Source organism: Pseudomonas sp. OTU5201, from assembly GCF_038440135.1.
GTDB lineage: Bacteria > Pseudomonadota > Gammaproteobacteria > Pseudomonadales > Pseudomonadaceae > Metapseudomonas > Metapseudomonas resinovorans.
Map to the genome: position 1 here is coordinate 172876 of NZ_JASATC010000004.1, position 12167 is coordinate 185042.

Sequence of the window (12167 nt, forward strand, 5' to 3'; positions counted from 1 at the left end):
GGTTTTTCGTCCAAAACCCACTGCTGGAGCGGCCTCCTTCTTGGACGGTGCGGCTCGCCAAACCCTGCCGTATCATCCATTGCAGAGACCAACCAGCAGTCGCCTTGGACAGGGAAGCCAGGGCACTCGTCAAGGGGATACTGACGTTGCAATTCGCGTTTGGAGACTACGTGCTTGATCAGGAGCGCCGGGAATTGACCCGGCGCGGGCAAGTCGTGGCAGTCGGGCCACAGGTCTTCGATCTGTTGCTGCAACTGGTCAGAAACCGCGATCGCGTGGTCAGCAAGGATGACCTGCTGGAGGCCGTGTGGGGCGGCCGGATCGTCTCGGAGTCGACGATTACCAGCCACATCAATGCGGTTCGCAGGGCTATTGGCGATACCGGCGAGGAGCAGCGCCTTGTTCGGACAATCGCCCGCAAGGGCTACCGCTTCGTCGGCGAGATCAGGGCCAGCGAGATCGGGGAAGCGCGACAGCCCGACCGGCCAGGCAGCGACGAACTCGCGCCCGTCGACCCGCAGGAAACGCCTCCATCCGCGCTCGTCCTCCCGGACAAACCCTCCATTACCGTCTTGCCCTTCCAGAACTTGAGCGGCGATCCGGAGCAGGATTATTTCGCCGACGGCGTGGTGGAGGACATCATCGGCGCCCTGTCGCGTATCCGCTGGTTGTTCGTCATCGCGCGCAATTCGAGCTTCACCTACAAGGGCCGGGCAGTGGACGTTATGGACGTCGGCCAGGAACTCGGTGTGCGCTACGTGCTGGAAGGTAGCGTGCGCAAGTCCGGGAACAAGGTGCGCATCACCGGACAGCTGATCGACGCGACGACCGGGGCACATATCTGGGCGGAGCGCTTCGAGGGAACGCTCCACGACATCTTCGAACTGCAGGATCAAATAGCCGAAAGCGTCGTCGGCGCAATCTCGCCGCAGCTCGAACGGGCGGAAATCGAGCGTGCCAAGCTGAAACCAACGGAAAGCCTGGACGCCTACGACTATTACCTGCGCGGCACAGCGAAGTTGCACAACGGCACCCGGGACGCCATCGAGGAGGCGCTGCGGCTGTTCTACAAGGCCATCGAACTCGACCCGGAGTTTGCCTCAGCCTATGGCATGGCCGCCTGGTGCCACTTCTGGCGCAAGTTGAACGGCTGGATGAGTGACCGTACGCTAGAGATTGCCGAAGGCGCTCGGCTTGCACGTCTGGCGGTGGAACTGGGCCGCGATGATGCGGTAGCGCTGACCCGCGGCGGGCATGCACTGGGCCATCTTGCTGGCGATATCGATGGCGGCATAGCGCTGCTCGACAGGGCCCGCCTGCTTAACCCCAACCTCGCCCCGGCCTGGTACCTGGGCGGCATCCTGCGCGCCCTGCGCGGTGAAACAGACACCGCGATCGAGAACCTGACCCATGCCACACGCTTGAGTCCTCTGGATCCGGAAATGTTCAGGATGCAGGTAGGGATGGCGCTCGCGCACTTCTTCGCCGGGCGCTTCGATACCGCTGCAGACTGGGCGGAAAAGGCGTTGGGAAATTTGCCCAGCTTCCTGGCTCCCGTGGCCCTGGTGGCGGCCAGTCACGCACTCGCCGGACGAATGGACAAAGCGCAGCAGGCGATGCAGCGCCTACGCCAGTTGGACACCTCCTTGCGCCTTTCCAACCTGACGGACTGGCTGCCAATCAAGCGGCCTGAAGACCTCGCACTGTTCGCCAATGGGCTGCGCCTGGCCGGGTTGCCCGAATGACACGGCGCTGACTGGCCCTTGCCGGTTTCTCGCAGTAGCTCGGTGCCCCAGCGATTCGTTCGTCTCGGGTCGGGTGAGGGGCGGAGCGCTGTTCATTTGGATGGCGGCTGGCGGAAGAGCCACCCTCCGCACAATTCCAACCCCTCGCGCCCACAAGTCGGGCGAGCGCAAAGAACAACCAGGCAAGCACGGACACGTAATTGGATGGGTTGAGGCACGAAACCCATCGGTGGACAGGATCAGTTTCGCCTTCTCGAACAAGCCTCAGGTCCGGCAGCCAGCGAAGCACGCTCGCCGATGAAATCCCGGCGGCCTTGTACATGCTGCGTGAACTGCAGCAGTTCAGTTCGCTCTGACTCAGCAAGCTTTATCGATATGGCGGGGTGGCCTGTCTTCATTATCTGCTCCTTCGATGGCGATTTAGATTGCCTGTAAGTGAGCACAGTATGAATAGACGTTTTGACCCACTACACCAGGGTCATAAGCTCCCTGGCCTCATCTATAAGAAAGTCGAGCCTCCAACTGATTGGAGTGATTTCTCTTGGTTGTTTTTCGCAGCTGACTCGAGCCCTCTGCGTTGAGAGAAGTCTTGTCTGGTAAAAATGATTATTGGTTTTTTATTTTTTGTTATTTTCCTACGTATCTTGCCTATGCCTTTGTGGTTATTTTACCGGTGGCTGTAGGAATTTTCTTTAATTTTGCTAAAGGCTCGAAAATCATCTGAGTTGGGTTGTTTGGTTGGTTTTCTGAGTATATAAAACCGCTCGTTGGTGTCAGGTCGTAATGAAAGGCTTGGTACTGATTCGATTGGTAAGTCGCTTGAAGTCGCTTTTTAGCTCTAGGGCGGTTATGTCTTTCGAATAAAAAGTTATGTGTCGTGCATGGCTTTTCGATTTGTTCAGTGGGGTCGTGGTTGATTCGGCTTCGTGGACATTCGATTGATTTGCTCAACTCTACGCCTCAAGGAGTCATTTCCCTATGTTGAAAAGAACGCTACTCGGCGCTGCTGTTGCTTCGGCCCTCTTTGCTGGAACTGCTACTGCGGGTGTCGTCGCAATTACTTCGAGCCCCTCTCTGGAAGCTAACTCGCCGGGTGCGCTCGAGCAGTACGCGTCGCCGCAAGCCAACTACAAGGCGGGTCTGAGCGTTGAAAGTGGTGCCGGTCTTGAGAGCGCTGCCGCGAACATTACCTTGGCTCAGGAGATCTTCGGTAACAAGTCAGAAGAGTCCACCTTTGAGCTTCCTAGTGTCACGTATGTTATCGATCCGACCAAAGCCGCAATGGCTGAAGAAGGTCACACAGTCAAGCTAACCTTGGGTCGAACCGTCGTGCGGTTCGCCAAGGCTGTTACGCCAAACCAGATCCAGATTGCAGGTTTGGCTGAGGGTACAGGCTTCACTATCGCCACAGGTAGTGGCGCCTCGGATAACGTACTTGAGCTGCGTTTGAATCGGGAGGGTGCGGATCAGGTCAAGCGATCCCATACCATCCATTTTAACTTCCGTACGCCTAGCAGTCTGGATAGCACGCCGGCTAAGGTCACCAATATGCGTGCCCCACTCCAGGGTGACGCAACCTTTATATCGGGCTCTTGGAACCCGAAGGTCAGCTTGCTTGAAGATCCGCTGAACGAGTTGCGATTCGAGGTAACGGTCTCTGCGCAGTTCGACACCACTACCGGCACAGTGGGAGGGGATCCGGCAAATAATGACTCTGCCGAGCCCCTGAAGATCTTCACGTCTCTTCCGGCCGTTTACTGGGATGTGCTGAGTACAAATCAGTACGGGCAGCACCGTGTTCCGCATCCGCTGGATCTGAACAACCAGGATCGGTCTTTCGATGCGAGCGTCTCTGTCGGTAGCGCCAACAGCGCGTCTTATGGCAGTAACTATGCTCGCCTTGGTGCAGTAAGGCTCGGCATCAACAAGGATGTATTGAACGAGGCTGGTCGTACCGTCTTTGGTTTTGCAGGCGGTGACAAGGTTACTAGTACTTTGACTGGTAACTTCAGTGGCATCAGTGACGTTGGTATTACTTCCCAGACCTGCGAAGAGTTTGCTGCGGCCCCGAGCGCTGCCGTCAAGTACTGGAACGCTGCTGCCATTAAGGCTGCCTTAGATGGACAGGGGAATGCAACACTGCCGGTCAGCTTCGATAATGCCAATATCAACCAGGTCTACAACGTCTGTGTGAAAGCCTCCGGGTCTGTGCCCATGCAGGCATTGCAGCGGTTCGATGTGGGTGACCTAAAGGTCGATTTCGAGAACGTTCGATATGTGGATCGAACCATTCCAGGCAATCGACTCGATGAGTTCTGGAAGAACAGCTGCGTAGCCAGCCTGTTCAACCTGCCAAGTTCCAGCGTGTCTGACCAGTTTTTCATTCGTCTGACCAACACTAGCGATGATGGTCGCAATGGCAAAGTACGCGGCATTCTGTTCGACCAGAACGGCAAACGCTATCCGGCTAACGGCAGCAGTTATCTGGTTGATAGCACCGGCAAGACTGAGCTCAAGGCGCATGAAACAGGCGTCTATACCGTGGCCGAAGTCGCCAAGGCGTTTGGTGTCGATGGTTCCAGTTGGAATGGCGTTAACGGCAGGGCGCGTCTCGTGCTCGAGGGCGAGTTTCCAACTTGTGAAGCGCTGGGTCTGATCCGCTCCGCCAATGGCACGATCACCAATATGACGTCCACCACTCAAGGAAACTTCAACGAAGACGGCTCCTCTACCTCTGAGAACCACAAGGCAGGTAACAATCGCAACTAAGTTGCTAAAAGGGAGGCGATCTTAGATCGCCTCCATCTATTTTTTGGTGTGGAGGTCGTTACATTGTGTTTGCTCTGGGTTTTTGTTTGAAGGGTTTTTCTAGTGTGGATTTTGTGCGAGTGTGAGTATGCGTGTACTGGTAACAGGGGGTGCTGGATTCATCGGTTCTCACGTGTTGGTGGATCTAGTGCACCAAGGAGCGCATGTCGTTGTTCTTGATAATTTGACGAATAGCTCTGTCAAGTCAGTGTTGCGGGTTGAAAGAATCACCGGGGCCTCCATTCGGCTAGTCGTAGGCGATGTTCGAGATCAAAGTCTTATAGAGAACCTGCTGCTTGGGGAGGAGATTGACTCCGTTATTCATCTGGCGGGATTGAAGGCTGTTGGTGAGAGTTGCAAGATACCCCTTGGGTATTATGAGAATAATGTCCAGGCGGCGGTTTCTCTTTTAAGGGCTATGGAGAATTGCCGGGTCTTTAATTTGGTATTTAGCTCGTCTGCGACTGTGTATCGAATGCCTACGCCATTACCTCTTTCAGAAGACTCTCACGTGGGTAAGTGCAATAGTCCTTATGGTCGGAGCAAGCTCATGGTTGAAAGCATGCTCCGTGATCTTTCCCACGCTGATCCTCGTTGGTCAGTTGCGTTGCTGCGTTACTTCAATCCGATCGGCGCACATGAAAGCGGACTTATTGGAGATGACCCAAATGGGATTCCCGATAACCTGCTTCCGTTCGTAGCTCAGGTTGCAATTGGACGTCTAGGAAAGTTGGTCATCCATGGCGGTGATTATCCCACTGCCGATGGTACTGGCGTCAGGGACTATATCCATGTGTGTGACCTCGCATCCGGACACGTCAAGGCTCTCGAGTACCTTGAACGCCACACCGGTTGCCATACCTGGAACCTTGGGACTGGCATCGGATACTCTGTCTTGGAGGTTGTCGCCGCTTTTGAGCGTGTGTCTGGTAAGCGCATTCCGTATGAGATATCGGCGCGTCGCTCGGGTGATGTGGCAGCCTGTTGGGCGGACGTTTCTAAGGCCAAGCGCGAGCTTGGCTGGAAGGCGGTGCGCGGGTTGGATTGCATGGTTGCTGATACGTGGCGCTGGCAGTCGAAGAACCCTAGTGGCTACGCGTGAACGCTTTGTCTTCAGAGCGAGAGGTTCCGTTCCGCAGATTGGCGCTCGTATCCAATCAGGCCTTTTCACTATGCAATTTCCGTAGTGACTTCATCCGCGAAGTTGTCAGCAGAGGAGTACAGGTATACGCATTTGCACCGGATTACGAATCTGAGACGCGAAGCCGGGTAGAAGCGCTAGGTGCTATCCCTGTTTCATTCGCACTCTCGCGGGCGAGCATGAATCCTGCGCGGGAACTTCTAATTGTCCTGAAACTGATGCGCAAGTTTTCGGAGCTGAACGTGGACGCAGTCTTCAGCTTCTTCATCAAGCCTGTTATTTATGGCGGAATTGCTGCTTGGCTTGCCGGCATTCCGTTGCGTTACTCAATGATCGAAGGTGCGGGATATGTATACTCGGGCGGCGGGCGCGATTCTATTCTTCGTTTCTTCCTTCGGCATATTGTCACTCGAGCGATTAGGTTGAGCCTTGGCTTTTCCCGGCGTGTTTTCCTTTTGAATCAGGATGACTTCAACTTGTTCATCACACCGAAAATGGCGCGCTCCGGCAAAGTGGTGGTACTTCCCGGCATTGGTGTTGACCTTGATTACTTCTCTCTAAGCCCGGCCGTGCAGGCGCCTATCACGTTCGTCCTGGTCGCGCGTTTGCTCAAGGAAAAGGGGGTCTATGACTTCGTCGCGGCTGCTCGCCTCGTGAGATCGAGGAACAAGTTCGTACGTTTCCTGATCGTAGGAGGTATCGACCAGCACCCCAGTGCAGTTCCCTACGCAGAGATCAGACAGTGGGTTGATGAGGGCCTGATACAGTGGCCCGGCCATGTTGCAGACGTAAAGAGCTGGGTAGAAAATGCCAGCGTATTCGTCCTCCCGTCGTATTACCGGGAAGGGCTGCCGAGAAGTACTCAGGAGGCCATGTCACTGGGAAAGCCGATCATCACCACGGATTGGATTGGCTGTCGAGAAACCGTCATGGATGGTGTGAACGGATTCTTGGTTCCAGTCAGGGACCCAACAAGTTTGGCTGCAGCCATGTTCAGGTTCATCGAGCGACCAGCCCTAATCAACAGCATGGGTGCAGCCAGTCGTTGCCTTGCCGAACAGCGCTACGACGTTTCAGTCATCAACAGCACGGTTTTGTCGGCGCTGTAAGTTTTATCTTCGTAGGCGAATCCTATGCGAATACATGAACCCGCGCTCGTTGCTAGCGGAATCAGCAAGTGCTTTCGGGCTTATCAGTCTTCCCGGCATCGCTTACTGCAAGCTCTGTTTGGTCGGCGACGAAAGCTCTATGACGAGTTCTGGGCATTGCAGGACGTTAACTTCCGGGTGTCTCGCGGTGAGGTCGTAGGCATCATTGGGCGCAATGGATCAGGGAAGTCCACGCTGCTTCAAATTCTGGCCGGCACGCTGCGGCCCACTAGCGGCCAAGTTGCCCGTTCCGGGCGCGTTGCTGCCTTGCTTGAGTTAGGGGCGGGGTTCAATCCTGATTACAGCGGGCGAGAGAACATCTTGTTCAATGCGCGGCTGCTGGGTCTGTCTAACCAGGAAATCATGGAAAAGCTTGAGGCCATCATCCGCTTCGCCGATATCGGAGCTTTCATAGATCGTCCGGTCAAGACTTATTCCAGTGGAATGTTCGTGCGCCTGGCCTTTGCCATCAGTGCTCATGTGGACGCTGAACTACTGATCATTGACGAGGCTCTGGCAGTGGGTGATGCGGCGTTTCAATTCAAATGTCTCACCAGGCTCGAACAGTTGCTCCAGCAAGGCGTCACCGTTTTGCTGGTGTCCCACGATGTCCAGATGATCAAGAGCTATTGCAGTCGGGCGGTGTATCTGCGTGATGGGATCGTAATGTTCGATGGCGATTGCCAGATGGCAACCGAACTCTACCTTCGCGACAGCGTCGAAACCGATCGCGCTGAACTGGCCTCTGGACGCATGCAGTCGTCGAAGGCACTGGGTTGTGATGGTATTGGCTATGGCAATGGACTGGGTCATATCGATTTGGTTCGGATGGGTGTGGGAAGCCAGGTACGCGACTACTTCGAGTCCGGGGAGCGGATCTGGATCGAGTTACAGGCCTATGTGGGCGTCCCTGTATCTGTTCCCAAGATCACGCTGACCATTCGTGACCAGCGTGGGTACAACTTGTACGGCGTAAGCAACCTGTTGCTAGGCACCCCATTGAGTGTCGAGCCGGATGGCAGCATACGCACGCGCATCAGCTTTAACTGCGATCTACAGGCGGGTGAATACGCGGTGACTCTTCGCTTAGAGCGATCCTTGTCCGAGTCACTTTGCGAGCTACTGGACAAACAAGTGAGTGCGGCCACGTTTACCGTCATGAATCCCCGCAAGCATTTCGACGCCGTGGTCAATCTGCATGGCGCCTTCGAACCCATCACCTCATTGCCTGCCTGCGGGACGTCATTGTGAAGTCTTCCAACCCGACAGCCGTTACGCTGGTTTTCGTCGTTCATGGTGGCGAGCTAGAAGTCAAGGCAGCCATATTGGCGGCCTCGCTGCGCGAGGTGTTTGGCTTTTCAATCACTATTCTTGCCGCCTTGCCTGTTTCGTCTTCATCATGGGGCGACTTGAGCGATGCATCCCGACGCCTTTACCGACGTTTATCTATTCCCCTGATTCCGATCGAGAACCCTTTCGGCACCCGTTATCCCATCGGCAATAAGTTCGCAGCGTTGGCGCTTGGGCCGGAAAATGGGCACACGCTGTTTCTCGACAGTGACATGATTTGCCTGAGGGCGTTCGACTTAGAGCTCTTCTGCAACGTCGATGCCGCCCTCAAGCCCGCAGACATGGCACTCGTGCCGAGCGAACTAGGCTATTGGCGCTTCCTCTACGCAAATGCCGGGCTGGAACTGCCTGATAATCGGGTCGTGACCACGTGTACCGAAGAAGTAATACCGGCGTACTTCAACGCTGGGTTCATTCTAGTGCGCAATGCCAGGAGTTTCTCCCGACGTTGGTTGGAGATTGCAGAGCAAATCGATGGCGATGAAACCATAAGCCACAAAATGCCTTGGCTGGACCAGTTGGCACTACCGGTCGCCTTGAAAGCAGAGCGATATCGCACTCGCATACTGGGTGAACGGTTCAATTACCCTCTTCACATCAAGACGTTACCGGCTGATGGGGTGTTGCCGTTCTTGTGTCACTACCACGACTTTGGTTCACTGGTTCGTGAGCCCGAGGTGCACGCCAGTCTGACTACGTTGCTGTCTACCTTCCCTGAACTGCGAGAAGTAGTGTCCGCAAACGGTGACTGCCATCTTTCACAGCTCCAGCCTCATTTCCCACGACCGCATGCCGGGGCCCGCGAGCCCATCCCTGCAGCGCACACCGATCTGGTCCTGACTGGTATTCCTCGTAGTGGCACGAGCTACCTCTGTCGCCTACTTTCGGAACTGCCGGACACCGTCGTGCTCAATGAGCCGCCCCAGGCACTCGACCTGTTGAAGGCCACTCCTGCGCCCTGGGCGTTGCCGCGCTACTACGCAGAATTGCGGCGCGACATCCTGTCTGGGAAACCGGTGCCAAACAAGCATGTAGACGGGCAACTGATTGACGATACTGCTCGTGGAGTCGACCAGTCCTCGGATTATTTCCCCTCTGTGTCCGGTCCGTCGTTTAGCCTGGCAACCAAGAACACGCTGGGCTACCTGTCGCGTCTGCGGCTGATTCGCAAGGTAATGCCCAAGGCAATGTTCATTGTGTCTATCCGACATCCCTACGACACCTTGAGTTCTTGGTCGAGCACGTTCCAACACCTGCGCCACGCCGACATCGCGAGTCAGCCGTTGGGAAATCCCGATGACCCTTGCCTAACAGGTTGGCAGCGCAAAGCACTGCTGGCCATCATCGCCACTGAGAGTTTGACGGTTCGGCGTGCATTGTGGTGGCGATACTTGGCATTGCAGGTCGAGGACGCGGCGGACTTTGCCCAGGTGTTGCGGTACGAAGACCTGGTTGAGGCCCCAGGTAGCACGCTTGAGGCATGCATACGCAGTCGTATCACAGTTTCTTCGAAGCCAAGGGCCTGGTGCAAAGGGCTTGCGCTCGACGAACAAGACCTCGTGGCAAGCATCGTCCACGATGTCGCAGAACGCTTCAACTACAGCCTGTAATACCAGGGGGGCTGTCTATGCCTGATATCAGTTTGGTCATGAACTTTCATGCCGAGGGAGTACAGGCTCATTGGAGCCTGCTGGGGTTTCAGCGCATGCGTGACCATGCGTTGCGCTGCAATCTAAATGTGCAATTGATTGCAGTGCTTGATCGGTCCGATGCGGACACCCGGCGCATGGTAAGCGGGCATTCGGTGTTGTGCGCGGGAGACAAGGTTCTTGAGGTGGAGCACGGTGATCTGGGACTCTCGCGGAATGCGGGCGTGGCGTGCGCCGATGCCTTGCATGTCGGCTTTTTGGATGGCGATGACTACTGCTCGGCGAACTGGTTGGTGGAGGCGCTGCGCGCGGTGACCGCTGCAGGCCACCGCATCGTGGTCCATCCCGAATACACCCTCAGCCACGGCACCTGCCAATTGATTGGTCGATCGGTTGACCAACTCGTCGAGGATTATCCCCTAGATAGCTGCTTCAAGCATCACCCCTGGGTTTCGGTCGTGTTTGCGGCGAAATCCGTGTTCCTGGAGATTCCCTATCGGGAGACTCGAGTGCTGGAAACCGGCTATGGATACGAGGACTGGGATTGGAACCTGCAAGTCGTGGCGTCTGGCCGGAAGCATACCCTGGCCGCGAAGACCTGTCTGTTCTATAGACGCAAGGACCAGTCGATGCTGGTTGCCATGAATGCACGCAAGGCATTGGTGCGGCCTGGTCCATTCTTCGACGGTTGGCCGTTCGACTGAGCCGCCCTCGTCAAGAGTTCATCCAAGCATACTGGCGTATGCGCCATTCAGTATCGCGCCTTCGACTTGGTGGCGTTCTGTTTGTAAGTGAGTCATCACATGAGTTTCGAGTACAGAGTCAAAGCCTGTGCCTTGCACCTGTTGCAACCCCTTTATCGACCTCTGCTTGGTGAGCTGCGTCGTTTTCTATCCGATCGGCAGGTGCAGCGATTCCAGCGGTTGTGCGAGCGCATCAGAGACCGTCTGGCCCAGGACTCGACGCAACATTCCGCGGCCGCGCCTGCATTACTCCCTGATTGGATCGTGGAGGAGATGAAGGCCTTGGCCAGAATTGAGCCCGGACTGTATCCATCTGAGGAAAAAGTGCGCAGTTTCACGTATTGGACGGCTCCGATCGACAATGCTGCGGGGCAGCTGTATCGAGCATGCGTGGCTGATTTTCTCGAACCGGCGCCGGATTTAGTGTTCCTCATACCGCATCTGCAGCGTGGGGGAGCTGATCTTGGAATACTTCATCATGTTCGGCTTTGTACCGAGATGGACTTGCGTGTGACGGTCGTGACGACGCGGGATGTGGTTTCGCCCTGGCTCAATCGACTGCCGGAACAGGTTCGGGTAGTCGAGTTCGGGAGGTTGAGCCACCTATTGAGCGGGTTGGATCGGCGGCTCGTGTTGATTCGGCTGTTGCTGCAATGCCCGGCGAAACGCATTCATCTGATCAACTCACAACTGGGGTGGGAGGTACTAGAAAACTATGGAAAATCCCTGCTAGCGGAAGGTAAGCGCGTCTACGCCAGCCTGTTCTGCGATGACATCGACGTTGAGGGGGTGCGACGCGGCTATGCCAGTGAGTTCCTACCGAAGACCTGGGGACACTTGGCAGGACTGTTCTCCGACAACCAGACCTTCCTAGACGAGATCATTGCACGTGATGGGTTTCCGCGTGAGCTGACCCATCTACTTTACTTCCCTACCGATATCCGTCCTGACCAAAACTTCGCGAAGGGGGGCACCATCCTCTGGGCAAGTCGGATTTCGCCGCAAAAAGGTCCTGAACTGCTCTACGAAATTGCGCTTGGGTTGCCGGAGTTCATATTCGATGTCTTCGGCGAAGCGGATGCCGCGTGCAATCGGGGCCTGTTGAGAAAGTTGAAACGCCTGCCCAATGTTCGTCTGCAAGGGCGCTACGACTCTTTCGAGGCGATTGTCCGGCGTGGCCATCACTCGATGTTGTTGTACACCTCACGCTACGACGGACTGCCCAACGTCCTCCTCGAGGCCACCGCAGCCGGACTGCCCATCGTGGCTGCCGATGTTGGAGGTATTGCCGAGTTCATCCGTGACGACACGGGCTATCTGATAGGAAAAGAGGCTGCGGCCGGGGACTTTGTGATGGCGATCAGGCGCCTGCTGGCGGATCCTGGGCAAGCCATGCGCAAGGTCGAGTGCGCCCGCGATCTGCTGGAACAGCGACATGCCTGGCGCTCATTCACACAAGCAGTCTGCGCGATACCCGGGTATCTGGCCGCCGATGAGCCGTTCACTCCGGCTGCCAGGCAGACTGCACCTGGGCAAATTGTGCATCAGGGACACTAATTCCTGTGTTGTTCCAGCCACTGCTT

8 protein-coding genes are annotated in these 12167 nt (G+C 56.0%); all 8 read left to right on the forward strand.

Features of this window, described 5'->3' with window-relative positions; genetic code table 11:
- Positions 1 to 146 precede the first annotated feature (146 nt).
- A complete protein-coding gene (locus AAHM40_RS04305) occupies positions 147 to 1745 on the forward strand; it encodes a winged helix-turn-helix domain-containing tetratricopeptide repeat protein (RefSeq protein WP_342243578.1) in 1599 nt (532 codons plus the stop codon).
- Between the two features lie 978 nt (positions 1746 to 2723).
- Entirely contained in the window at positions 2724 to 4514 is a 1791-nt protein-coding gene (locus AAHM40_RS04310; RefSeq protein ID WP_342243556.1) for a hypothetical protein, read from the forward strand.
- A gap of 127 nt (positions 4515 to 4641) precedes the next feature.
- The gene (galE, locus tag AAHM40_RS04315; RefSeq protein ID WP_342243557.1) at positions 4642 to 5655 is read left to right on the forward strand and encodes a UDP-glucose 4-epimerase GalE; all 1014 of its coding nucleotides are present in this window, start codon (positions 4642 to 4644) and stop codon (positions 5653 to 5655) included.
- Complete coding sequence (locus AAHM40_RS04320) at positions 5652 to 6803, forward strand: glycosyltransferase family 4 protein (RefSeq protein ID WP_446731533.1); 1152 nt, start codon at positions 5652 to 5654, stop codon at positions 6801 to 6803. The genes galE and AAHM40_RS04320 overlap by 4 nt, the downstream gene beginning before the upstream one ends.
- A 24-nt stretch (positions 6804 to 6827) precedes the next feature.
- On the forward strand, positions 6828 to 8093 hold the full coding sequence (locus AAHM40_RS04325; RefSeq protein WP_342243558.1) for an ABC transporter ATP-binding protein: 1266 nt from the start codon (positions 6828 to 6830) through the stop codon (positions 8091 to 8093).
- Positions 8090 to 9802, forward strand: a complete 1713-nt coding sequence (locus AAHM40_RS04330; RefSeq protein ID WP_342243559.1) for a sulfotransferase — start codon at positions 8090 to 8092, stop codon at positions 9800 to 9802. Before AAHM40_RS04325 ends, AAHM40_RS04330 begins: the two co-directional genes overlap by 4 nt.
- A 17-nt stretch (positions 9803 to 9819) precedes the next feature.
- Positions 9820 to 10545: a glycosyltransferase family A protein gene (locus AAHM40_RS04335; RefSeq protein WP_342243560.1), complete on the forward strand. Its 726-nt coding sequence runs from the start codon at positions 9820 to 9822 to the stop codon at positions 10543 to 10545.
- A 99-nt stretch (positions 10546 to 10644) separates the two neighbouring features.
- Positions 10645 to 12141, forward strand: a complete 1497-nt coding sequence (locus tag AAHM40_RS04340; RefSeq protein ID WP_342243561.1) for a glycosyltransferase family 4 protein — start codon at positions 10645 to 10647, stop codon at positions 12139 to 12141.
- Positions 12142 to 12167 lie beyond the last annotated feature (26 nt).